This is a genomic window from Streptomyces sp. NPDC049541, assembly GCF_044465725.1.
Taxonomy (GTDB): domain Bacteria; phylum Actinomycetota; class Actinomycetes; order Streptomycetales; family Streptomycetaceae; genus Streptomyces.
In genome coordinates this window covers 15352-38812 of the sequence record NZ_JBITLY010000003.1, presented here as the reverse complement: position 1 = coordinate 38812, position 23461 = coordinate 15352, and the positions used below count along the sequence as shown (strand labels likewise).

General features: G+C 70.9%; 21 protein-coding genes, 2 tRNA genes and 2 riboswitches. Of the genes, 14 read left to right on the top strand and 9 right to left on the bottom strand.

Annotation, left to right across the window (positions count from 1 at the left end; genetic code table 11):
• Positions 1 to 33 precede the first annotated feature (33 nt).
• The 5 genes from ACIBW9_RS12405 to ACIBW9_RS12385 all read left to right on the top strand — a co-directional run bounded on the left by ACIBW9_RS12405 (position 34) and on the right by ACIBW9_RS12385 (position 5386).
• Entirely contained in the window at positions 34 to 384 is a 351-nt protein-coding gene (locus ACIBW9_RS12405; RefSeq protein ID WP_013002436.1) for a metallopeptidase family protein, read from the top strand.
• A gap of 76 nt (positions 385 to 460) precedes the next feature.
• The gene (locus ACIBW9_RS12400; protein ID WP_398954066.1) at positions 461 to 982 is read left to right on the top strand and encodes a hypothetical protein; all 522 of its coding nucleotides are present in this window, start codon (positions 461 to 463) and stop codon (positions 980 to 982) included.
• Positions 983 to 1199: 217 nt separating this feature from the next.
• A complete protein-coding gene (locus tag ACIBW9_RS12395) occupies positions 1200 to 3305 on the top strand; it encodes a DEAD/DEAH box helicase (RefSeq protein ID WP_398954064.1) in 2106 nt (701 codons plus the stop codon).
• A gap of 325 nt (positions 3306 to 3630) precedes the next feature.
• On the top strand, positions 3631 to 5214 hold the full coding sequence (locus ACIBW9_RS12390; RefSeq protein WP_398954062.1) for an amino acid permease: 1584 nt from the start codon (positions 3631 to 3633) through the stop codon (positions 5212 to 5214).
• Between the two features lie 99 nt (positions 5215 to 5313).
• A tRNA-Lys gene (locus tag ACIBW9_RS12385) sits at positions 5314 to 5386 on the top strand.
• A 115-nt stretch (positions 5387 to 5501) separates the two neighbouring features.
• Here the strand turns inward: ACIBW9_RS12385 and ACIBW9_RS12380 are convergent.
• Positions 5502 to 5879 (bottom strand): ArsR/SmtB family transcription factor, encoded by a 378-nt coding sequence (locus ACIBW9_RS12380; protein ID WP_398954060.1) that lies wholly within the window; start codon positions 5877 to 5879, stop codon positions 5502 to 5504.
• Between the two features lie 80 nt (positions 5880 to 5959).
• Positions 5960 to 6164, top strand: a riboswitch (cobalamin riboswitch).
• Positions 6165 to 6190: 26 nt separating this feature from the next.
• On the opposite strand from ACIBW9_RS12380, the gene ACIBW9_RS12375 reads away from it, so the two are divergent.
• The 3 genes from ACIBW9_RS12375 (at position 6191) to ACIBW9_RS12365 (ending at position 8931) form a co-directional block, all read left to right on the top strand.
• The gene (locus tag ACIBW9_RS12375; RefSeq protein ID WP_398954058.1) at positions 6191 to 7300 is read left to right on the top strand and encodes a HoxN/HupN/NixA family nickel/cobalt transporter; all 1110 of its coding nucleotides are present in this window, start codon (positions 6191 to 6193) and stop codon (positions 7298 to 7300) included.
• 644 nt (positions 7301 to 7944) lie between these two features.
• A complete protein-coding gene (locus ACIBW9_RS12370; RefSeq protein ID WP_398955196.1) occupies positions 7945 to 8508 on the top strand; it encodes a fibronectin type III-like domain-contianing protein in 564 nt (187 codons plus the stop codon).
• 156 nt (positions 8509 to 8664) lie between these two features.
• A complete protein-coding gene (locus ACIBW9_RS12365) occupies positions 8665 to 8931 on the top strand; it encodes a hypothetical protein (RefSeq protein WP_389073274.1) in 267 nt (88 codons plus the stop codon).
• Between the two features lie 91 nt (positions 8932 to 9022).
• On the opposite strand, the gene ACIBW9_RS12360 is transcribed toward ACIBW9_RS12365, so the two are convergent.
• The 4 genes from ACIBW9_RS12360 to ACIBW9_RS12345 all read right to left on the bottom strand — a co-directional run bounded on the left by ACIBW9_RS12360 (position 9023) and on the right by ACIBW9_RS12345 (position 11714).
• The gene (locus ACIBW9_RS12360; protein ID WP_398954055.1) at positions 9023 to 9286 is read right to left on the bottom strand and encodes a hypothetical protein; all 264 of its coding nucleotides are present in this window, start codon (positions 9284 to 9286) and stop codon (positions 9023 to 9025) included.
• A 129-nt stretch (positions 9287 to 9415) separates the two neighbouring features.
• Positions 9416 to 9604, bottom strand: a complete 189-nt coding sequence (locus tag ACIBW9_RS12355) for a hypothetical protein (RefSeq protein WP_398954053.1) — start codon at positions 9602 to 9604, stop codon at positions 9416 to 9418.
• Positions 9605 to 10442: 838 nt separating this feature from the next.
• Entirely contained in the window at positions 10443 to 11075 is a 633-nt protein-coding gene (gene ribA / locus ACIBW9_RS12350) for a GTP cyclohydrolase II (RefSeq protein WP_398954051.1), read from the bottom strand.
• Positions 11076 to 11198: 123 nt separating this feature from the next.
• On the bottom strand, positions 11199 to 11714 hold the full coding sequence (locus ACIBW9_RS12345) for a MarR family winged helix-turn-helix transcriptional regulator (protein ID WP_398954049.1): 516 nt from the start codon (positions 11712 to 11714) through the stop codon (positions 11199 to 11201).
• Positions 11715 to 11780: 66 nt separating this feature from the next.
• Between ACIBW9_RS12345 and ACIBW9_RS12340 the strand changes: the two genes are divergently transcribed.
• From ACIBW9_RS12340 to ACIBW9_RS12315, 6 genes are all read left to right on the top strand, one after another.
• The gene (locus ACIBW9_RS12340) at positions 11781 to 12911 is read left to right on the top strand and encodes a dihydrofolate reductase family protein (RefSeq protein ID WP_398954047.1); all 1131 of its coding nucleotides are present in this window, start codon (positions 11781 to 11783) and stop codon (positions 12909 to 12911) included.
• Between the two features lie 188 nt (positions 12912 to 13099).
• A complete protein-coding gene (locus ACIBW9_RS12335) occupies positions 13100 to 14323 on the top strand; it encodes an alginate lyase family protein (RefSeq protein WP_398954045.1) in 1224 nt (407 codons plus the stop codon).
• A 99-nt stretch (positions 14324 to 14422) separates the two neighbouring features.
• A tRNA-Met gene (locus ACIBW9_RS12330) sits at positions 14423 to 14496 on the top strand.
• Between the two features lie 107 nt (positions 14497 to 14603).
• Positions 14604 to 15686, top strand: a complete 1083-nt coding sequence (locus tag ACIBW9_RS12325; RefSeq protein ID WP_398954043.1) for a PP2C family protein-serine/threonine phosphatase — start codon at positions 14604 to 14606, stop codon at positions 15684 to 15686.
• A 164-nt stretch (positions 15687 to 15850) separates the two neighbouring features.
• A riboswitch (cyclic di-AMP (ydaO/yuaA leader) is annotated at positions 15851 to 16008 on the top strand.
• Positions 16009 to 16019: 11 nt separating this feature from the next.
• Positions 16020 to 17045 carry a M23 family metallopeptidase gene (locus tag ACIBW9_RS12320; protein ID WP_398954041.1) on the top strand — a complete coding sequence of 342 codons (1026 nt, stop codon included), beginning with the start codon at positions 16020 to 16022 and terminating at the stop codon, positions 17043 to 17045.
• Between the two features lie 108 nt (positions 17046 to 17153).
• The gene (locus ACIBW9_RS12315; protein ID WP_398954039.1) at positions 17154 to 18104 is read left to right on the top strand and encodes an aldo/keto reductase; all 951 of its coding nucleotides are present in this window, start codon (positions 17154 to 17156) and stop codon (positions 18102 to 18104) included.
• Between the two features lie 12 nt (positions 18105 to 18116).
• On the opposite strand, the gene ACIBW9_RS12310 is transcribed toward ACIBW9_RS12315, so the two are convergent.
• The 4 genes from ACIBW9_RS12310 to ACIBW9_RS12295 form a co-directional block, all read right to left on the bottom strand.
• Complete coding sequence (locus tag ACIBW9_RS12310; protein ID WP_398954037.1) at positions 18117 to 19436, bottom strand: PrsW family intramembrane metalloprotease; 1320 nt, start codon at positions 19434 to 19436, stop codon at positions 18117 to 18119.
• A gap of 70 nt (positions 19437 to 19506) precedes the next feature.
• Positions 19507 to 20355 carry a tRNA (guanosine(46)-N7)-methyltransferase TrmB gene (trmB, locus tag ACIBW9_RS12305; RefSeq protein ID WP_398954035.1) on the bottom strand — a complete coding sequence of 283 codons (849 nt, stop codon included), beginning with the start codon at positions 20353 to 20355 and terminating at the stop codon, positions 19507 to 19509.
• A gap of 221 nt (positions 20356 to 20576) precedes the next feature.
• A complete protein-coding gene (gene lhgO, locus ACIBW9_RS12300; RefSeq protein ID WP_398954033.1) occupies positions 20577 to 21797 on the bottom strand; it encodes an L-2-hydroxyglutarate oxidase in 1221 nt (406 codons plus the stop codon).
• A gap of 82 nt (positions 21798 to 21879) precedes the next feature.
• Positions 21880 to 23304, bottom strand: coding sequence for an MFS transporter (locus ACIBW9_RS12295; protein WP_344403446.1), 1425 nt, complete (start codon positions 23302 to 23304; stop codon positions 21880 to 21882).
• Positions 23305 to 23461: the final 157 nt, after the last annotated feature.

Genomic DNA, 23461 nt, shown 5'->3' with positions numbered 1-23461 from the left:
TCGTACGGACGGGCCGTGGCCGACAATGGGCCTGTGCTGGAGATGACGCGCGAGGAGTTCGAGGAACTGGTCGCCGAGGCGCTCGACCGGATCCCGCCGGAGCTGACGCGACTGATGGACAACGTCGCGGTGTTCGTCGAGGACGAGCCGCCGGCGGACGATCCCGAGCTGCTCGGGCTCTACGAGGGCACTCCGTTGACGGACCGGGGTGAGTGGTACGCCGGGGTGCTGCCGGACCGCATCACCATCTACCGGGGGCCGACGCTCAGGATGTGCGCGTCGCGGGAGGACGTCGTCGCGGAGACCGAGGTGACCGTGGTGCACGAGATCGCGCACCACTTCGGGATCGACGACGCGCGGCTGCACGCCCTGGGATACGGATGACCGGGGCGCGTGTCCTCTTGTGGGCGGCGGGAGTTGGGCAGGTTGACTCCTTCCCTCGCCTCGGAGGTGGCTTCCCGTGCGCCGCTTGTACGTACCCGTCCGTCTGGCCGCCACGGTCATGGCCGTCGCCGCTGCCGCCGGCTGCATGAGCGTGGGGGAGGACGGGGCCGGCGGCGCGAAGCCCTCGCACTCCGCGGGGCAGCGCGGCGGTGAGGCACCCGACGGCGGGTCGGGCGTGTCCGGCAGAGGGTTCGGGGCCGGGGTGGCCGACGGCAAGCACAAGGGCGGCAAGCGGGACAAGGAGAAGGACGGGAAGTCGGCGTCCCCCTCGGCCTCGCCGTCCGCGGGGGACGGCCGGTCTGCCCCTCCCGCGGGCAAGCCCGGGAACGGGAAGAGCGAGAAGCCCGGGGTTCCCGCGCCGACCGTCGCGTCGCCCACCCCGACGCACACGGCCGAGCCGCAGCCGACCCCGACCGAGCAGCCGACCCCCGCCTCGCCGGAGCCGACGGTCGCCGAGCCGTCGTCGTCGGCGCACGAGGAGACGGCGCCGCAGTGGGCGGAGCGGGAGCCGGCGCCGACGGCGGGATCGCCCGCGTAGGGACGTGACGAGCGTCTCGGGGGTTCGGTTTGCCTTGGGGTGTGCAGGGTGCGTATGGTGGTAGATCGTTTGATCCCATTGCCCGGCGCCATTGCAGAGAGCGCCGCGTGGCGCGTTCTCTCCCTTGCCGTGGCTGACCGCATAGAGGCGGTCGTAATGCGAATTCACGGAGTTGACGGGCGCGTGCCGACGAGACTCCGGAAGGTTTCGCTTACGCATGTCCATTTCCAGTACTGATCACGTCGTCGTGCCCGAGAACGAGGGCTCCGAGGACGCTGTCGAGGTCACGTTCGCGGACCTCGGCCTCCCCGAGGGCGTCGTGCGCAAGCTCGCCCAGAACGGCGTGACCACCCCCTTCCCGATCCAGGCCGCGACCATCCCGGACGCCCTGGCCGGCAAGGACATCCTCGGCCGTGGCCGCACCGGCTCCGGCAAGACCCTCTCCTTCGGTCTGCCGACCCTGGCGACGCTCGCCGGCGGCCGCACCGAGAAGCACAAGCCCCGCGCGGTCATCCTCACCCCCACCCGCGAGCTCGCCATGCAGGTGGCGGACGCCCTGCAGCCGTACGGCGACGTCCTCGGCCTGAAGATGAAGGTCGTCTGCGGCGGCACGTCGATGGGCAACCAGATCTACGCCCTGGAGCGCGGCGTCGACATCCTCGTCGCCACCCCGGGCCGGCTGCGCGACATCATCAACCGCGGCGCCTGCTCCCTGGAGGACGTGCAGATCGCCGTCCTCGACGAGGCCGACCAGATGTCCGACCTGGGCTTCCTGCCCGAGGTCACCGAGCTGCTCGACCAGGTACCGGCCGGCGGTCAGCGGATGCTCTTCTCCGCCACCATGGAGAACGAGATCAAGACCCTCGTCGACCGGTACCTGAACAACCCGGTCTCGCACGAGGTGGACGCCGCCCAGGGCGCGGTGACGACCATGTCGCACCACATCCTGATCGTTAAGCCCAAGGACAAGGCGCCGGTCACGGCCGCGATCGCCTCCCGCAAGGGCCGCACCATCATCTTCGTCCGCACCCAGCTCGGTGCCGACCGGGTCGCCGAGCAGCTGCGCGAGGCGGGCGTGAAGGCCGACGCGCTGCACGGCGGCATGACGCAGGGCGCGCGCACCCGCACGCTGGCCGACTTCAAGGACGGGTACGTCAACTGCCTGGTGGCGACCGACGTCGCCGCCCGCGGCATCCACGTCGACGGCATCGACCTCGTGTTGAACGTCGACCCCGCCGGTGACCACAAGGACTACCTGCACCGCGCCGGCCGTACCGCTCGCGCGGGCCGCACCGGCACGGTCGTCTCGCTGTCCCTGCCGCATCAGCGCCGCCAGATCTTCCGGCTGATGGAGGACGCGGGCGTCGACGCCGGGCGTCACCTCATCAACTCCGGTACGGCGTTCGAGCCCGAGGTCGCCGAGATCACCGGCGCCCGTTCGATGACCGAGGTCCAGGCCGAGTCCGCGGGCAACGCGGCGCAGCAGGCCGAGCGTGAGGTCGCGCACCTCACCAAGCAGCTGGAGCGGGCGCAGCGCCGCGCGACCGAGCTGCGCGAGGAGGCCGACCGCCTGGTGGCCCGGGTCGCCCGCGAGCGCGGCGAGGACCCGGAGGCCGCGGTGGCCGAGGCGCAGGCGGCGGTGGCCGAGGCTGCCGTCGAGGCGGCCGAGGTGTCGGTGCCCGAGCAGCCCGCCGCGCAGGACGTGGACCGGGCACAGGCGCCGTCGTCGTACGAGCGTCGTGAGCGTCGGGACAACGACCGTGGCGGCTTCCGCCGGGACGACCGCGGTGGCCGTTCCTTCGAGCGTCGGGACAACGACCGGGGCGGGTTCAACCGCGACCGCGACCGCGGTTTCGAGCGTCGGGACAACGACCGTGGCGGGTTCCGCCGCGACGACCGTCGGGACGACCGTGGTGGCCGTTCCTTCGAGCGCCGTGACGACCGTGGTGGCCGTGGCTTCGAGCGCAGGGACAACGACCGTGGCGGGTTCCGCCGTGACGACCGTCGGGACGACCGTGGTGGCCGTTCCTTCGAGCGCCGTGACGACCGTGGTGGCCGTGGCTTCGAGCGCCGGGACAACGACCGCGGTGGCTTCCGCCGTGACGACCGTCCGGCCGGGCGCTCCTTCGAGCGCCGGGACGAGCGTGGCGGTCACCGTGGCAGCGACCGCCCGTTCAACCGCGACCGCCAGGGCGACCGCCCGGGCTTCCGCTCCGGCGGCCACGAGCGCCCCTACGGCCGCCGTGACGAGCACCGCGGCACCGGCGGTGGCTCCTCCTTCGGCCGCCGCGACGACAAGCCGCGCTGGAAGCGCAACGGCTGACACCGCGTGAACTGAGCGAGGGCCCGTACGACTTCGGTCGTACGGGCCCTTCGCGTTGCCCGGACGCCGGAGGTCCGCGCAAAGGTCTCCGGCGGCCGGGGAACGGCGCACGGGACGGTCGTCGGCTTCGGCGAGAGCGCCGGTGACGGGGAAGAACGAGCTGGTCGTACGGGGCAGTGCGGGGTGCCTTCAGCGCAACGGCGGCAGGGGCAATGGTTCCTGCGGCGTGTTGGGGCGGAACGCCGGCGGTGGGCAGGCCCGAAGGGGCATTTTTTGGCCATGCTGTGATGCATGTCACGACTCTGGCGAGGGAATCGCTGGGGGCATGACAGATGACGCCATAGCGAGCGGGAAGTCGGGACCCTCCGACTCGGGGTTGTCCGACGAGGAACGGCTTGCCCAGCTCGGCTACACGCAGGTCCTTGCCCGCCGCATGTCGGCGTTCTCCAACTACGCGGTCTCCTTCACGATCATCTCGGTCCTCTCCGGCTGCCTCACCCTCTATCTGTTCGGCATGAACACGGGCGGCCCGTCGGTGATCACCTGGGGCTGGGTCGCCGTGGGCCTGATGACACTGTTCGTCGGCCTGTCGATGGCCGAGATCTGTTCGGCCTATCCGACCTCCGCCGGCCTGTACTTCTGGGCCCACCGGCTGGCGCCCCCGCGCACGGCCGCCGCCTGGGCCTGGTTCACGGGCTGGTTCAACGTGCTGGGCCAGGTGGCGGTGACGGCGGGCATCGACTTCGGCGCCGCGTCCTTCCTGGGCGCTTACCTGAACCTGCAGTTCGACTTCAAGGTCACACCGGGCCGAACGGTCCTGCTCTTCGCGGCGATCCTGCTGCTGCACGGCCTCCTGAACACCTTCGGCGTGAAGATCGTCGCGCTCCTCAACGACATCAGTGTGTGGTGGCACGTCCTGGGGGTCGGGGTGATCGTCGGCGCGCTGGCCTTCGTACCGGACCACCACCAGTCCGCTTCCTTCGTGTTCACCAAGTTCGTGAACAACACGGGCTGGGGCAGCGGTGTGTACGTGGTGCTCCTCGGCCTGCTGATGGCGCAGTACACCTTCACCGGCTACGACGCCTCCGCCCATATGACGGAGGAGACGCACGACGCGTCGACGGCCGGCCCCAAGGGCATCGTCCAGTCCATCTGGACGTCCTGGATAGCGGGCTTCGTGCTGCTGCTCGGCTTCACGTTCGCCATCCAGTCCTACGACAAGGAGCTCGCCTCGCCCACCGGGGCGCCGCCGGCCCAGATCCTGCTGGACGCCCTGGGCGCCACAGCGGGCAAACTGCTGCTCCTGGTCGTCATCGGCGCCCAGCTGTTCTGCGGGATGGCCTCGGTCACCGCCAACAGCCGCATGATCTACGCCTTTTCACGCGACGGCGCGCTGCCCTTCTCGCATGTGTGGCACACGGTGAGCCCGCGGACCCGGACACCCGTGGCCGCCGTATGGCTGGCGGCGGTCGGAGCGCTGCTCCTCGGCCTGCCTTATCTGATCAATGTGACGGCGTACGCGGCGGTGACCTCGATCGCCGTCATCGGCCTGTACATCGCGTACGTCATCCCGACGCTGCTGCGGGTGCGCAAGGGCGACGACTTCGCACGGGGCCCGTGGCACCTGGGCCGCTGGTCCCGCCCCATCGGCATCGTCTCGGTGGTGTGGGTGGGCGTGATCACGGTCCTCTTCATGCTGCCCCAGGTCTCGCCGGTCACCTGGGAGAGCTTCAACTACGCCCCGGTCGCCGTCCTGGTCGTCCTCGGCTTCGCGGCGGCGTGGTGGGGCGCGTCGGCCCGGCACTGGTTCCTCAACCCGGCCCACGAACGCACGCTCGCCCGGGAGGCGTCCCGCGCGGCGGCCTCCGGCCAGGCTTCCGCGGGCGCCCCCGAAAAGGTAGATCCCTGACACTCCGGCTGGATCTTCACCTCCGGCACGGCCGTGTCCCCGATACCCGATCGGAGACGCGGCCGTGTCCGGCTATGCTCGTGGAGGCAACATCACCAGGGGCCCTTAGCTCAATTGGCAGAGCAGTGGACTTTTAATCCATTGGTTGTGGGTTCGAGTCCCACAGGGCCTACGGCTGGTAGGCGAGGGACATGCCCTCTGACCTGCTACGCAGCGCCTGAGTCGGCTTCGGTCGGCTCGGGCGCTGCTGCGTTTTCTGGGCTGTGTGCGGGCAGCCGCGCGGACCGTCAGCCCGGGCCAGGTTCGGCCGCCGATTCCGGCGCGCAGTGTTTCAGCAGCGCGGAGACCGGGCCCTCGACGAGTCGGTAGCGCACGATCCGGCCGTCCTTCTCGCCCTCGACGATGCCCGCGGTCCGCAGCAGACGCAGAGCCTGGGAGACGGCCGTGTCCCGCATCCCGCTGGCGACGGCGAGGTCGGACACGGCGATCGGGCCGGCCTCCTGGAGGGCGAACAGCAAGGACAGGCGTCCGGGATCGGAGAGCAGCGAGAAGCGATCGGCCCAGGCGCGCACGCGCTCGGGGTCGCCGACGGCGGCGATGGCATCGCAGACCCGATGGCCGTCAATGGTGCGCCGCCCGGCGTGTTCCGCGGGGACGAGATGCATGCGTCCATCATCGCAGCGAACAGGTGCTGACCTCCATACCTGTTCAGCTGTGCAGCCTTGCAGCCACTGCCCGCGGCCTTCTAGGGTGAGCGGGCCGTGGTGTTCGGGAAGCCGGTGCCGGCCCTCAGGGGCTCAGTCCGGAGCGGCCCTCGCCACTGTGATCGGGGAGTTCGTCGCCCACGTCCCGCAGGGGACAGCCACTGGCCGCCGCAAGGCGGTTGGGAAGGCGGGCGGCGGACGTACGACCCGTCAGCCAGGAGACCGGCCACGGCATCACGAAGCTGATCCACGAGGTGCTGGAGCGTGTCCGTATGACCGTGTCCCAAGGCGTGCCCGAAACCGCCGCCGTCCCGTCCTTTCGCTGGCGCCGCGAGGACACCCTCCGCACCGCCGGCCTGCTGACCGTGATCGTCGCTCTGCACGTGGCCGCCTTCGGGGTCCTCTTCCTCCTCGTGATCCCGCATCACTACACGGTCGGCACCCAGGCGTTCGGGGTCGGACTCGGCATCACCGCCTACACCCTCGGCATGCGGCACGCCTTCGACGCCGACCACATCGCCGCCATCGACAACACCACCCGCAAGCTGATGGCCGACGGAAAGCGGCCGGTGTCGGTGGGGTTCTGGTTCGCGCTCGGACACTCCAGCGTGGTGGTCGTCATGGCCGCGCTGGTCGCCGGGGGCACGCACCTCGCCGGCACCCTGATGAACGACGGCTCCCGGACCCACCAGGTGCTCGGCACGGTGGGCACCACGGTCTCCGGCGGCTTCCTGTACCTCATCGCCGCCCTCAACCTCGTTGCGCTGTTCGGCATCGCGCGCGTCTTCCGCGCGATGCGCGCCGGACGCTACGACGAGGCGGAGCTGGAGGCGCACCTGGACTCGCGCGGCTTCATGAACCGCATTCTCGGCCGCCTCACCAAGTCCGTCCGCCGCCCCGGCCAGATGTTCCCTCTCGGCTTCCTGTTCGGGATCGGCTTCGACACCTCGACCGAGGTCCTGTTGCTCGCCCTGGCCGGCAACGGCGCCGCCGCCGGGCTGCCGTGGTACGCGGTGCTGTGCCTGCCCCTCCTCTTCGCCGCGGGCATGAGCCTGTTCGACACCCTCGACGGCACCTTCATGAACTTCGCCTACCAGTGGGCGTTCTCCAACCCCGTTCGCAAGGTGTTCTACAACCTCACGATCACCGGCCTGTCCATCGCGGTGGCCTTCTTCGTCGGCACGATCGAACTCGTCGGCGTTCTGCACGACAAGCTCGGTCTGCGGGACGCCGTCACCGGCTGGATATCCGGGCTGGACCTGGACAACGTCGGTTACGTCATCGTCGGCCTGTTCGTGGTCGTCTGGGCCGTGGCGCTGGCTTACTGGCGTCTGGCCAGGGTTGAGGAGCGCTGGAGCGCCCGCACCGCCGACACCGGCTGACGGCACCCGCCCTCGTCTCCTGACTTCAGTGAGAGCAAGCAGCGCCAAAGTCGCCGTGGTTCAGCATTTCGGCCGCTGACCGGCTCGGTCCGGCGCTGCGAGGCTGCCGTCATGGACAAAGCGAGGATCTCCCGTCGGACTTTCACCGGCCTGGCGGTGGCCGCATGTACGGGTCTCGTGACGCCGATGCTGAAGGCCCCCCTGGGACGGCGAGTCGACGCGCTGCTGGCCAGGATGACCGTCGCCGACAAGGTCGCGCAGCTGAACATCCCGGTCTGTCTGCCCCAGGAACTCCTCGGTGACTCCACGGATCCGACCGGCACACGGGAGCACCGGGAGGCGTACGTACGCGGTGAGACGGTGGTCGGAAAGAAGGCGGACCGGATGAGGCTGGGCCCGGGCGGAGGGTTCTTCGGCCTGGTCAACCAGTCCCTCTCCGGGTCCGTGCCGGTTCCTCATCCACTGAGCCCGCGTCAACAGGCGTCACAGCACAACCACTTGCAGCGCCTCGCCCGCGCCAACCCGCTCGGCATCCCCCTGCTGGAGATCAGCGAGGGCACCCACGGTTCGGTCGGACCCGGCTCGACCGTCTTTCCCGAGGGGCTCGCGCCGGGCGCCACCTTCGATCCGGGGCTGATGCCTGGCTGCCCGGTGAGGCCGGGGGCCGGGCGGTGGCCGAGGTGCTGTTCGGCGACGTCGAGCCGACCGGCAGACTGCCCGTCACCTTCCCCCGTGCCGTGGGCCGGCTCCCCGTGTCGTACGACCAGAAGCGCGCCCGAGCCGATGCCGACGACCACATCGACCTGCCGTCCACGCCGCTCTTCCCGTTCGGCGCGGGCCTCGGCCACACCACGTTCCGCCACGGCCGGATCCGGCTGACCGACGACACCATCAAGGCCGACGCCACGACCCGGGTGCGCGTGGACCTCACCAACACGGGACAGCGGGCCGGCACGGAGGTGGTGCAGCTGTACGTGACGGACGAGCAGACGTCGGTGTCGCTGCCGTACATCAGGCTGCGCGGTGTGCGGAAGGTGCGTGTGGAGCCCGGGAAGCGGGCCACCGTCACCTTCGACCTGGTGCCGAGTCGCGACCTCACCCTGGTGGACGGCGACATGCGCACGGTCGTCGAGCCGGGCACGTTCGAGATCAGGGTGGAGCGCTCCTCGACGGACGTCCGCCGACGGGCGGTTCTCCGTGTCATCTGACGCCGGCCGCCGCGGCGCTTCCGGGTGAGATCACGTTTAGAGATCACGAAACCTGGCGCGCTGCCATCCTTTTTGGGGTATTTCGCACTAATCTCCCGTGGCAGCAAGGAGTTGATCTGTCACAGGTCGCATCCACTTCGCTCCACCGGAGATGACATGCACAAGCTTCGCAAGGCCGCCGTCCTGGTCGCCGCCCTCGGGAGTGTCGGGTTTCTGAGCGCCGGCGGCGCCCACGCCGACGGTGGCGTCGGCGTCCAGCAGAGCACCACCTGCAGGTCGCACGACCTGAACATCAGCGTCCTCGGTGAGGTCGGGCTCATCAACGGCCTGTTGGGCAACGCGCTCAACGGCGAGGGCAACACGGGGGCGCAGAGCACCTCCGAGGGCTCGGACATGGGCTGCAGCAACGCCTTCGGCAAGTAATCGCAGTCGGCTGCTGCCGGATGAACGGCCTGCCGGGCGGAGCGCCCGGCAGGCCGTGGCCGTTCCTCGCGGCCTGCCGGGCGGCGCTTCGTTACTTGGCTGCCGGCGGAGTGACGTTCCCGAGGCTGAAGTCGCTGCCGGTCGTGAAGGCGGGGGCCGCGTCCGGGCTGCCGTGGCGCCCGCTGCGGCTGTCGTCGTCGTAGGCCACGGCGTTGGACTGCGAGTTGGCCACCGCGGTGACGCCCTCGTCGTCGTGGTCATGGCCGTGGTCGTGGGCGAAGCTGACACCGGCACCGAAGGCGGAGAGGCTCGCGATCGCCGCGGCTACGACGGCAACACGCTGAAACTTGCGCATGGTTAGACCCTTTCTTGCCCGGGCGCGACGCCCTGGCTTGGCTACGTATTGTGACAATATATGCACTGATAGTAGTCATTTGGGATCTTTGGGTTGTTTGTGTGCCGTGTCGTTTTTTTCGTACGACCATCAGTCGCGGCGCGGCCGCCCCACCACCGGTGCGGACATGGACAGGCCCACGAGATCGGTCCAGACGGCCTCGCCGACACCGTCGAGGGTCTGTTTCGCGGCGCGTTCCGCGGCGGTGAGGATGCCGAGGCCGGCCCGGGTCTCGTAGGGCAGGTGGTCGAGGGCGAGGCGGCGGCCGACGTAGTCCATGACGGAGCCGGCCTGCTTGATGTCCGGGTCGTTGGTGAGGCCGGAGGGTTCGAAGCGTGTCCCGACGTGGTCCGCGACGAGGATGTCGAGCGGGACGCCGTGCTGGAGGCGCGGGTGACGGTCGAGGAGAAGGCGTCCATCATGCCCGCGAGGGTGGAGCCCTGCTTGGCCATGTGGACCGTCACCCCGGCGACGCGGCCGTCGGGGGCGTGCGCGACGGTCAGGTATCACTTGCCCTCGCCAGGACCGGGTCGTCGACCGCATCCGCCTCGCGGGGCGGGGCACGGCGGGCCGGGCCGTCGCCCGCGTCTCGCCGGCCGTCCGTGTCGTACCGTCCCCGAATCGTTCGGTCATGAACGCCCTCACTCGTCGTCGATCTGCGGCTGCCTGGGACATTCGTGGTCCAATCCCGGCACAGTGCACCCTTGTGCACAATCTGTGGGTGCCAACTCGCCTTCGGCCACAACATGTTGGGGTTGAAGAGAGGGGTGTGAGGGCGAAGGAGCGGCTGTGGCACGCCGGAAGGGGGCGTGGTCCGCAGTAAGTTCGACGATCCGGAGGTGCGCCGCCAACTCACGGAGGTGTTGGGGCTGTTGGCGGCCGGGGGCCTGCGGCGCCTGTGTGCGGTGCGCGTCGCCAGTGGCTCTCCGTGGGCAGCGCGCCGACGGTCGGCAGGACACGCAACCCGGCGGTACGGGTGCCGCCCGCGCCCACCCGTGCCGGTCCCAGCGGCGCGACGGCCCGCAGGCCGGCCGGGCTTGCCCGTGGTGGAGGTGTCCAGCCCGGCCGCCGGGCGGCTGCCCGGCACCCCGCGGTCATCGGCCCGAGCCGGCCCGGGTCAGCCCGCGCTCAGCTCCGCCAGCGGCAGCGTGTGCTGGGTCTGGAGGACCTTCGCACGCAGGTAGCGGACGTTGTGGGCGGTGGTGAAGACGCCCGTGGGGACGCGGTCGCGTACGTCGATGCCCAGGTCGCGGAGCTGGCCCGCCTTGTCGGGGTTGTTGGACAGCAGGTCCAGGCTGTCGATGCCCAGGGCCCCCAGCATCTGCGCGGCCGCCGTGTAGTCACGGTCGTCCTCGGGCAGCCCCAGAGCCGCGTTCGCCTCGTAGGTGTCGAGGCCCTGGTCCTGGAGGGCGTAGGCGTCCAGCTTGTTGTAGAGGCCGATGCCGCGGCCCTCCTGGCGAAGGTAGAGCAGCACGCCGCCGCGGTCCGCGATCCGCTCGACCGCCTCGCGCAGCTGCGGACCGCAGTCGCAGCGGGCCGAGCCGAACACGTCACCGGTCAGGCACTCGGAATGCAGGCGGACCAGGGGCGTTGTGCCGGGAGCGGGGTCGCCCAGGACGACGGCGACGTGCTCCTGGCCGTCGGTCAGGCCGTGGAAGGTGACCAGTTCGGCGTCGACGCTGTAGCCGTCCTGGAAGCGCAGCGGCACCCGGACGCGGGAGCGCGGGGAGGCGGCGGGGAAGTCGGGCATGCGGGTCTCCGGGGTCGTCCATATCTGCTTCAGTTTTGAAGCAGGTGCATGGTCGGGAACCCTACCTCATGTTTTAAATTTGAAGCAACAGCTTTTCGGGATGCTTCGGATTTCCGGGCCGCCTCAGGAGCACGGACCGGAGGAGCGGCGGCGCCAGGGGACCTCGTCCGGGGTGGGGCGCTCCTCCTCCCGCTCCAGTGCCTGCACCACTCCCGAGAAGATCTCCTCCAGCTGCTCCACCTGCTGCGGGGTCAGCTGGTCGAAGAGCAGCGACCGCACGGTCTCCACATGTCCCGGCGCCGTCCGCTCCAGTACGGCCATCCCCTCGTCGGTCAGCATGGCGAAGCTGCTGCGCTTGTCCCACTGGCAGTCCTCGCGCCGGATCAGACCGTCCTTCTCCAGCCGCGTCACGGCGTACGTCAGCCGACTGCGTGTGATCTTCGCCCGCTCGGCGAGATCGGTCATGCGCAGCCTGCCGTCCGGCACCTCGGAGAGGTTGGCCAGGATGGAGTAGTACAGATGCGGCATGCCGGCGTCCTGCTGGAGCTGCCGGTCGATGGCGTCCTCCAAGAGGTGCGTCGCCGCGATGTACGCGCGCCAGGCGCGCTGCTCCTTCTCCGTGAGCCAGCGAGTCGTCATGCCGCCAGTGTAGGTTTGTTTCAAAATTTAACCAAGCCTGTCCGCCGTCGAGAGTGAGCGCGTCCGATGCCGTTCCCGTACGTCCTGCTGTCCGCCGCCGTCTCCCTCGACGGCTACCTCGACGACACCGGCCCCGAGCGCCTGCTGCTCTCCAGCCCGGCGGACTTCGACCGTGTGGACGAGGTCCGGGCCTCCGTCGACGCGATCCTCGTCGGCGCCGGCACGATCCGCGCCGACAACCCGCGCCTGCTGGTCAACTCCCCCGAGCGCCGCGCCGCCCGAGTTGCTGCCGGACAGCCGGAGTACCCCCTCAAGGTCACCGTCAGCGGCTCCGGAGGCCTGGACCCGGACGCCCGTTTCTGGCACACGGGCGGCGAGAAGCTCGTCTTCACGACCGACAAGGGCGCCGAGCGCGCCCGCACCCTCGGCCTCGCCGCCGACGTCGTCCCGCTCGGCCCCGACCTCGACTGGCGCCGCCTCCTGGAGCACCTGCACGAGGTACGCGGCGTGCGGCGCCTGATGGTCGAGGGCGGCGGCACGATCCACACCCAGCTCCTCCAGCAGGGCCTCGCCGACGAACTCCAGCTGGTCCTGGCCCCCCTCTTCGTGGGCGACCCGGACGCCCCCCGCCTCTTCGGCCCCGGCGCCTACCAGCCCGGCCGGCTGCGCCTGACGGAAACCCGCCGGATCGAGGACGTGGTCCTCATGCGCTACGAGCCCACGGCCCCCGGCACCGGCCCGCTCCCCACCGCCGCCGACCGCCACTGGCTGGCCCTCGCCTGCGACCTCGCGGCGCTGTGCCCGCCCTCGCGCACCGCCTTCAGCGTCGGCGCGGTGATCGTCGCCGCCGACGGCACGGAACTCGCCCGCGGCCACTCCCGCGAGGGCGACGACCCGGCCGTCCACGCCGAGGAGGCGGCCCTCGCCAAACTGGACTCGGCCGACCCCCGGCTGGCGACGGCCACGGTCTACAGCAGCCTGGAACCCTGCGCCCACCGCGCCTCCCGCCCCAAGCCCTGCGCCCGGCTGATCCTCGACGCGGGGGTCCGCCGGGTGGTCACGGCCTGGCGCGAACCGGACACCTTCGTGACGGGGGCGGACGGGAGCGGGCTGCTGGCGGGGCGGGGCGTCGAGGTCGTCGTACTGGGGGAGTACGAGGAGCGGGCAAAGGCGCCGAACGATCATTTGTTGGGCTGACATCTCAGCCCGTCCGGCGTTCGAGGACAAGGCCGCCCCTCAAGGGCCGAGCAAGCGGGGCTCTGGGGGCGGCAGCCCCCAGCACCGCCCACCACCACCCCGCACCGGCCGATCGGCCCAACAGATCCTGCGCCCGACCTCCGGAAGGGCGACCCTGACCGTACCGGCCGGAGGCGATCGCGGAGGTAGTGCCAGTGAGGTCAGTTCCCAGACGTGCGGCGGCAGTTCTCCTCGTCCTCCTGCTGACGGCGCTCGTCGCCTCCTGCGGCACCGACCCGGGCACCCGCACCATGGCGAGGGCGCTGCCCCCCGGCGCACCGTTCACCCACCCCGGTGTCCTCGTCAGCCAGGCCCAGCTGGACGTCGTGCGCAAGAACGTCATCGCGGGCAAGCAGCCCTGGCTGCAGGCGTTCCTCGACATGCGGGACAGCAAGTACGGCTCGTACAAGTACACGGCCCAGCCGACCGCGGTCGTCAACTGTCCCTGGGGCGGCAAGGGCGCGAAGGGCTGTCTGGAGGAGCGGCAGGACGCCATCGCCGCCTACACGCAGGCGCTCCTCTACAGCGTCACCCGGCAGCACGAGCACGCGGTGAAGGCCAGGGAGATCATGGACGCCTGGTCGGCGCAGCTGAAGCGGCACACGGCGCAGGACGCCCGCCTGCAGTCCTCCTGGGCCGGGTCGACCTGGGCGCGGGCCGCGGAGATCATCCGGTACACACCGGGTGCCGGCTGGCCCGCCGACCGCGTCCGGCGGTTCGCGGCCATGCTGCGCACCGCCTACCTCCCCGAGGTCACCAGGAACCTTCCCGACTACAACGGCAACTGGGACCTCGCGATGACCGACGCCGCCATCGGGATCGCCGTCTTCACCGACGACCACAAGACCTTCGACGCCGCCCTCAAACGCTTCCGCGGCCTGGTGCCCGACTACTTCTATCTGCGCAAGGACGGCAAGATCCCGCTCACCCCGGCCGGCTCCGACGCCAACACCGTGCAGAAGCTGGAGACGTACTGGTTCAAGGAGACGAAGTTCGAGGACGGCATCGCGCAGGAGACCTGCCGCAACTTCAAGCACGTCGGCTACTCCCTCGCCGCCACCGCGCACATCGCCGAGACCGCCTGGCACCAGGGCGTCGACCTGTACGGCGACGTCAAGGACCGGCTGAAGGCGGCCCTCGACTTCCACGCCCGCTACGAGATGGGGGCCAAGCCCCCGCGGTGGCTGTGCGGCGGCCGGGTCGTCGGGAACATGGGCCCCGACCTGGAGGTCGCCCTCAACCACCTGGAGAACCGGCTCGGCACCCCCGTCCCGGCCGCCCACAAGCTGGTCGAGCAGACCCGCCCGGCCGGCACCGACGACCTCTTCGTCTCCTGGGAGACCCTCACCCACGCCGACAACCCGGCCGCCTGACCGAGGCCCCGCGGACCCCGGAAAACGCAGGTGAACGGGGGCGGACGTAAACCCTGGCGCAGACAGCCCCGCGGATGGCGTATGCTGGTGACACAACGACGCGGGGTGGAGCAGCTCGGTAGCTCGCTGGGCTCATAACCCAGAGGTCGCAGGTTCAAATCCTGTCCCCGCTACTCAAGGCTCAGGGCCGGAGTCCAGTCACTGGACTCCGGCCCTGAGTGTTTCCCCCGGCCGGGTCACCCGGCTCGCCCCGTGCCGCCGTACCGGGAAACCTGGAGGGGTGGAGCAGGAGGGGCCGATCTCATACGCACGCACCTTCGTGCGGCTGCTCCCGGCACTGCTGATCGTCGGCGGGGCCTTCTACGACTACCTCACCCCTTCGCGGTTCACGGCGGGCCCCCTCTTCACCGCCGCACCCCTGGTCGCCGCCCCGCTCTACTCGCGCCGCGGCACGGTCCTCACCGGCCTCGCGACCGTCCTCGTCGTCAGCGCGATCCACGCCCAGGTGGGCATCCTCCTCCAGGTGGAGGCGATCACCGAGCTGGCCACCATCGCCACGGTCTCCGTCCTGGCCGTCCTCATCAACCTCCTCGTCCGCCGCGGACGCGAGGAGCTCGCCTCGCAGCGCGAGATCGCCGAGGCCGCCCAGCGCGCCGTGCTGCCCGAACCCGCCGAGCGGATCGGAGGGTTCGCGATCGCGGCACGGTACGAGGCCGCGCAGGCGGACGCATCCATCGGCGGCGACCTGTACGCCGTGCAGGACAGCCCGTACGGCGTACGGCTGGTCGTGGGCGACGTGCGCGGGAAGGGGATGGGGGCGGTGGCCGCCGTGGCCGTCGTCATCGGGGCGTTCCGGGAGGCCGCCGAGCAGGAGGCCACGCTGGAGGCGGTCGCGCAGCGGCTGGACCGGGCGCTGGCGCGCGAGGCGGCGCGGCGCGAGGGCATCGAGTTGTTCGAGGGGTTCACCACCGCCGTGCTCGCCGAACTCCCGCACAGCGAGGGCGTCGTCCGCATCGTCACCCGCGGCCACCCGCCCCCGCTGCTGCTGTGCCCCGACGGCGCCGTGCACACCCTGCACGCCCGCGAGCCCGCCCTGCCGCTCGGCATGGGCGACTTCGGGAGCTGGCCCGACCGCGCGGAGGAGATCGCGTTCCGCAGCGGGGCCACGCTGCTGCTGTACACCGACGGGCTGTCCGAGGCGCGGGACGAGCAGGGGCGGTTCTTCGAACCCGCGGACCGGCTCGCCGGCCGGGCCTTCCACGAGCCCGCCGCGCTGCTCGCCACCCTCGCACGGGAGGTGCGCAGATACGCCGGTGAGGCCATGGCGGACGACATGGCGCTGCTCGCCGTACGGCGGTCCTGAGGTTCCTGAGGCGCGGTCAACTCGCCCGTTTTCGGCCGTTCATGCGCCGTCTGTCCAGGTCGGAAAGGTTAATGATCAAGCGGAACACCTTGGAAACGACACCCCGGGTCTATTAACGTTCGATAACGCAGCGCGGTCGTCCCAGCCGTCACAAGAGGCGGCTCCGTGCGCACGCGCCGAATCCCGCAAGGGAACCGGGGAACCACCACCCTGGGGTGAATCGCGCCGACACCGCCGTGGCAGCACGGCAGGTATACGCGCGTAGGAGACCTTCCTGCTCCGAACCCGTCAGCTAACCCGGTAGGCGAGAAGGAAGGAAAGGAGCACGCCCACGTGGCGTCCAACCCGCCTGCCCCGGCAGCCCCGTTCGTGCCGAGCACCGAGCCCTTCGGCTTCGCCGGCCGACGCTCCGACGAGGGCCCCTGGGAGGAGTGGAATCCCACCGAGGACTCCATCGCCCCCGTCCGCGGCCGGCACCGCGTCGCCAAGCAGCGCGGCGGGGGACTCGCCCGCAGCTCCACGGTCCTGGGCGTCGGTGTCATAGCCGCCGTCGGCGCGGGCGGCATGGCCAGCGCCAACACCGGCAAGCCGCCGGTGTCGATCTCCATGCCCGATCTCGCCTCCGTGAGCCATGTGTTCGGCGGCGGCTCCGAGGCCCCCAAGGGCTCCGCGACCGCGCTCAGCGATGTGGCCACCACCTCCGCGGGTACCGCGCAGGGCGCCAAGGGCGCCGGTGAGGCGCTGCGCGACCGGATCATGGCGCAGGCCGCGTCGCAGCAGGTCCAGATCGACAGCAAGAGCCAGGCAGCCGTCGAGGCGGCCCTCGCGAAGCAGATCGACGACGCCGCCGCCAAGGCCGAGAAGGATGCCGCGGCCAAGGCCGCCGCCGCGAAGGAGAAGGCGGAGGCGGCGGCCAAGAAGGCCGCCGCGGACGCGAAGCTCGCCGAGTTGGCCAAGCAGTACACGCTGCCGGTCGTCTCCTACACGATCACCGGCACCTTCGGTCAGGCCGGCTCCATGTGGTCCTCCGGCTACCACACGGGCCTCGACTTCGCCGCCCCCACGGGCACCCTCATCAAGGCCATCCACTCCGGCACCATCACGCAGGCCGGCTGGGCGGGTGCGTACGGCTACCGCACGATCCTCACCCTCGACGACGGTACGGAGCTGTGGTTCTGCCACCAGTCGTCGATCAGCGTGAGCGTCGGCCAGAAGGTCAGCACCGGTGACGTCATCGGCCGCGTCGGCGCCACCGGCAACGTGACCGGCCCGCACTGCCACCTCGAGGTCCACCCCGACGGCCAGGCCACCGGCATCGACCCGATGGCATGGCTGCGCAGCAAGGGCCTCAACCCCTGACACCCGTACGTTCTCCGTCCGTACCCGGAGTGCCGTAATCCGCTTGTTTACGGGATCTTTGCGCCCGCCGCGGAAGACCGGCCTCCGGGGCGTGCGTTGACGTAGAGCATGACTTCCCCTTCTCTGCGCAAGCTCGGCTCCTCCGGCCTCGAGGTCTTCCCGCTGTCCCTGGGCGGCAACGTCTTCGGCTGGACCGCCGACGAGGCCACCTCCTTCGCCGTGCTCGACGCCTACACGGCCGCCGGCGGCAACTTCGTCGACACCGCCGACTCCTACTCGGCGTGGGTCGACGGCAACCAGGGCGGCGAGTCCGAGACGATCATCGGCAAGTGGGTCAGGGCGCGCGGCAACCGTGACGACGTGGTCATCGCGACCAAGGTCAGCCAGCACCCCGACTTCCAGGGCCTGTCCGCCGCCAACATCAAGGCCGCGGCCGAGGCCTCCCTGCGCCGCCTCGACACCGACTACATCGACCTCTACTACACGCACTTCGACAAGCCCGAGGTGCCGGTCGAGGAGATCATCGGCGCGCTCGACGAGCTGGTGAAGGCGGGCAAGGTCCGGCACATCGCCGCGTCCAACATCTCGCCCGACCGGCTGCGCGCGTCCCTGGAGTTCTCCGACCGCGAGGGCCTGGCCAAGTACGTGGCCCTGCAGCCGCACTACAACCTGGTCTCGCGCGACACGTACGAGGGCGAGCTGCAGGACCTGGCAGGGCGCTACGGCCTCGCGGCCGTCCCCTACTTCTCCCTGGCCTCCGGCTTCCTCACCGGCAAGTACCGGCCCGGCGCCACGGTCGACAGCCCGCGGGCGGGCGGCGCGGCCAAGCACCTGGAGACCGAGCGGGGGCAGCGGGTCCTGACCGCCCTCGACGAGATCGCCCAGGCCCACGACGCCCCGGTCGCCACGGTGGCTCTGGCCTGGCTCGCGGCCCAGCCGACGGTCGCCGCCCCGATCGCGTCCGCGCGGACGGTGGAGCAGCTCCCGGCGCTGCTCGCGGTGGGCGAGCTGACGCTCACCGAGACCGAGGTCGCCCGCCTGACGGAAGCGTCGGCCTGACCCCCTCGGGCGCTACGACCGGTACGGGTTGTACGCGGGATTCGGCACCGCCGGGTACCCGTACGCCCCGTACACCGGCCAGGGTGGCGCCGCCACCGGCACCGGGGGCGCCGTCATCCGTGCCGCGTGGTCCAGCGCCGGGCGGGCCACCTCGCGGCGGCGCCACAGCTCGTGCAGCAACTCGCGTTCCCTGACGACGAAGTCGGCGCCGGCGCGGCCACGGCGCCCCCGGTGCCGCAGGAAGGCCAGGGAGGTCGCGTAGGCCTCGTACTGGGCGACCTCGCGTGCGGCGGGCTTGCCGAGGTGCTGGGCGGCGTGTTCGCGGGCCAGCCTGCGTGCCCGCATCGAACCGAGGGCGTAGGGCTCCGCGGGGGTGAGCCAGCCCGCGACGGCGTAGGCGGGCAGTTCCTCGCGCACGGTGCGCAGTTCGCGCTGGCGGGTCCAGATCACCAGCCAGGTCAGCAGGCCGAACGCGGGCACCATGAAGGCCGCGTACACCGCGAAGAACCCGTACTCGCCGAAGTTCGAGGAGCCGTTCCAGATCGCGTGCATGCTCATCGCGAGCAGCAGGCCGCAGAGCGGGACGAGGACGCGCCGTATGTGCTGGCGTTCCGAGGAGAGCGCGGCGATGCCGAAGCCGATGCCGGTGAGCACGGTGAACAGCGGGTGCGCGAACGGGGACATGATGATGCGCACGAAGAACGTCGCCGCGGTGACCGAGGCGATGCCGCGGTCGCCGGTGAGCTGGTCGGTGCCGAAGGCGGTGCCCAGGTAGAGGATGTTCTCGGTGAACGCGAAGCCGGTGGCGGTGACCCCGGCTATCACCACCCCGTCGACGATCCCGGTGAAGTCCCGTCTGCGGAACAGGAACACGAGCAGTACGGCGGCCGCCTTCGACGACTCCTCCACTATCGGCGCTATGACGGTCGCGCCGAGGGTGTCCGCGCTGGACGGGTCGGCGGTCGCCGTCGCTATCCACTTCGTGGCGAAGCTGTTGGCGACGATCGCTATCAGCGCCGCCGCACAGGCCCCCCAGGCGAAGGCGAACAGCAGATTGCGCCAGGGGCCGGGGGCGACCCGGTCCAGCCAGCGGAACGCCGCCATGAGCAGCGGCACCGGCAGCACGGCCAGCCCGAGCCCGACCAGGAACCCTTCGGTGCCGGTCTGTTCGCGCACCAGGGCGAGGATGACGAGCCCGGAGAGCGCGAGCAGGGTGATGAGCGCGCCGTAGCGCACCGCCCTGCGCTGCCACCAGTGAGCGTGCCCGAGCGCACCGCCGGCCGGGACGCCGGGGTGTGGCGGATGCGTCGGGTACGGGGGAAAGGTGGCCACGGCATTGACCCTAACGAGGGAGGGCGCCGCCCGCGACGGTACTTCGGATTGCCCGCAGGGCCGTGGGGCTTCAGGCGCCGGTGGGGGGCTGGTTGTGGTGCTGTACGCGACGGAAGAGCAGGTCGTTCACGACATGTCCCTTGTCCAGTCCCTGGCCCTCGAAACGGGTCAGCGGCCGGAAGTCGGGACGGGGCGCAAAACCGCCCTCTGGCTGCGTGTTCTCGAACTCCGGATGCGCCGTCAGCACTTCGAGCATCTGTTCGGCGTACGGTTCCCAGTCGGTCGCGCAGTGCACGATGCCGCCGGGCCTGATCCGGGCCGCGGCGAGGTCGAGGAACTCCGGCTGGATCAGCCGCCGCTTGTGATGCCGCTTCTTCGGCCACGGGTCGGGGAAGTAGACCCGCAGCCCGTCCAGCGAATCCGGGGTGAGCATCTCGCGTAGCAGGATGATCGCGTCGCCGTTGGCCACACGGACGTTGTTCAGCCCGTCGTGGTCGGCGAGGTTGAGCAGGTTCCCCTGCCCTGGGGTGTGCACGTCCACGGCGAGGATGTTGGTGTCCGGGTCCGCGGCGGCCATCTGCGCGGTGGCCTCACCCATCCCGAACCCGATCTCCAGGACGACGGGATTGCCGTTCCCGAACAGCTCCCCGAGATCGAGGGTCCGCTGCCCGTCGACGTCCAGTCCCCACTTGGGCCACAGCCGCTGCAGCGCATCCGCCTGCCCGGCGGTCACCCGGCTCCGCCGCGGCTGGAAACTCCGGATCCGCCGCTCGAAGTGCGACCCGGCAGGATCAGCCTTCGGCCCGTCCGGGAACCGTGGCTCCCCCTTGGCCCGGGTATGCCGAATCGACACTCCGGGGATGTGCGGCATGTGATCGCCGGGGCGGGGGGCTTCGGGGGTGTTGAGGGAGTCAGACACAATGGGGTCGATTTTACGGCCTACGTAGCTGCGGGCAGTCGTGCCGCTGGGGCGGCACGCGTCCCACCGAGAGCGGCACCCGCAGCGCGGCCGAGCGCCCCCACCCGCCCAGCACCTCAGGCCCCGGGCAGCCTCACACCGCCCCCACCCGCCCAGCACCTCAGGCCCCGGGCAGCCTCACACCGCCCCCACCCGCCCAGCACCTCAGGCCCCGGGCAGCCTCACACCGCCGCCAGCATGGCCAGCGCCCGCCCCGCCACCTCCCGCCCGATCGGCAGCGAAGCGGTCGCCGCAGGCGAGGGTGCGTTCAGCACATGCACGGCCCGAGCCCCCTCCTTGATCAGGAAGTCGTCCACCAGCCCCCCGTCCCGCAGCACCGCCTGCGCCCGCACCCCCGCCGCAGCCGGCACCAGATCATCCGCGCTCACCGCCGGCAGCAGCCGCCGCACGGCCGTGGTGAACGCCCCCTTGGACACCGACCGCGCCAGCTCACCGGCCCCGTACCGCCAGTGCCGCCCGGCCATCCGCCACGCCCCCGGCCAGGCCAGCGTCCGCGCCACCTCCCGCGGCCGTACCACGCCCCAGTCGTACCCCTCCCGCGCCAGCGCCGGCACCGCGTTCGGCCCGATGTGCACACCGCCGTCGATCCCGCGCGTGAGGTGCACGCCGAGGAACGGGAACGCCGGGTCCGGCACCGGATACACCAGCCCGCGCACCAGGTCGGGGCGGGCCAGCTCGTAGTACTCACCCCGGAACGGCACGATCCGCATCTCGGGGTCGTCCCCGGTCAGCCAGGCCACCTCGTCGCAGTACAGCCCGGCGCAGTTCACCAGCACGCGCCCCCGGACCACGTCGCCGCTGGTCGTCCGCACGGCCGCCCCGAGCTCCGGCCGCCGGTCGATCCGCTCGACCCGCGCCCCGTACCGGATCTCCGCCCCGGATGCCTCGGCCAGCTGCCGGGCGACCCCCACGAAGTCGCATATCCCGGTCGTCCCGACGTGTATGGCGGCGAGGCCGCGCACCTCCGGCTCGTACTCGGCGATCTGGGGGCCGCTCAGCTCCCGTACCGGAATCCCGTTCTCCCGTCCGCGCTGCACCAGGGCGTGCAGCCGCGGCAGCTCGTCCTTCTCGGTCGCCACGATCAGCTTGCCGGTGACGGCATGCGCGATCCCGTACTCCGCGCAGAACTTCACCATCTCGGCGGCGCCCCGCACCGCGTACCGCGCCTTCAGGGAGCCCGGGCGGTAGTAGATCCCGCTGTGGATCACCCCGCTGTTGCGCCCCGTCTGGTGCCGGGCCGGCCCCGGCTCCTTCTCCAGCACGGTCACCCGCGTCCCCGGCGCGATGCGCGTGATCGCGTACGCCGTGGACAGCCCGACAATGCCACCCCCCACCACCAGCACATCACAGTCGTAAGCGATCCCCGGCCGCACCTGCACCACCTCCCGCTACCGATAGTGCACTGCGCCACTGACAATCACTTCAAACGTGGGAGGGGAAAGGTCTTCCCGCACCCGGCCCGGCTCAGGCGGGGGCCATCAGCAGGGGCCGCGCCCGCTCCCGCAACTCCACCACCCGAGGCTCGTCACCGTAGGGCTCCAGCCGGTGCAGAAGATCCTTCACATACTCCGTGGTCCGCGCGGACGAGATCCGCCCGGCCACCTCCACCGCCCGAACCCCCTGCTCGCACGCCGCATCGAGATTGCCCGACTCCAGCTCGGCCACCGCCGAGACGACCAGCCGCAGCCCGTGCGACCGTACGAACTCCTCCGTCGGCTGCGACAGCGCCTGCTCGGTGAACCGCCGCACCTGACGCGGCGCCTTCAGATCCCGGTAGCACTCCGCAGCATCAGCGGCAAAACGGTCGTACGAGTAGAAACCAAGCCAGGACGGGTCATTGTCACCGTCACGGGCCCGCTCCAGCCACCCTTCGGCGGCCCGCAGCGCCCCGCCCGCCGCCTGCGCGTCACCCGCGCGCGCGTGCGCCCGTGCCTCGACGAGCCGGAAGAAGCTCATGGTGCGGGCGGTCGCCAGCCCCCGGTTGCGCTCGAGGGCGGCCTGCGCGAGATCGACGCCCTCGTCGCCGAAGCCGCGATAGGTCGCCTGCAGCGACATGGACGCCAGTACATACCCTCCGAGGGGCACGTCGGCGGCGGCCCGGGCCAGCCGCAGCGCCTGGATGTAGTACCGCTGCGCGGCCTCCTGCTGCCCGGTGTCGAAGGCCATCCAGCCCGCGAGCCGGGTCAGTTCGGCGCTCGCCCCGAACAGCGCCCGCCCGACTTCGTCCGAGTACGCCCCGAGCAGCAGCGGAGCCGCCTCCACTCTCAAGCACTCGGGCACCATGGACGAACGCCAGTCGCCTCCGCCGTACTTGGAGTCCCAGCGCCGGGCGTCCTCGGCGGCCTCCCGCAGCTTCTGCACATCGCTGTGGCCGACTTTGAGCGGTGCGCCCGAGCCGTCGGCGGAGTTCGCCTCGCGCGCCACCGAGCTGTCGGCCGGTGTTATCAGCCACCGTGAGGCGGGCGTTGCGTATGCGCTTACTGCGAACGATCCGGCCAGCGACTGCCAGATTCCGCCGGAGCCGGCCCGGCGTCCGGCGAGGTCGAGACGGTAGAGCTCCGTCGCCGACCGCACCGCCTGTCCTACGTCCCTGGGGAAGGCGAGGCCCACTTCGGGTGCGGGATCCGCGTCCGCCAGACCGATCTCGTGGAGCGGCACCGGGCGGCCGAGCTTCTGCCCTATCGCGGCGGCGATGAGGTGCGGCGCGGCACCCTGGGGCACCATGCCCTTCGACACCCAGCGCGCCACCGAGGTCTTGTCGTAGCGAAGAGTCAACCCGCGTTGAGCGCCAAGATCGTTGACGCGACGCGCGAGTCCTGCGTTGCTGATTCCCGCGAGGGCGAGAACGGCGCCGAGCTTTTCGTTCGGCCCGCGTTGCTCCCTGGACATGCGCCACCCCTCGACACAGACGGCTGCCGCGCTGGCATAACCACGCGGCATTCGTAAACCCAGCGTAGTTCGCCGCATCCCAAGCGTTAAGGGGCATTGTTCCGGATGGCGGGATTGTGGTCCGTACTGAAGTACGGGACCGATACGCGCAGTTGCG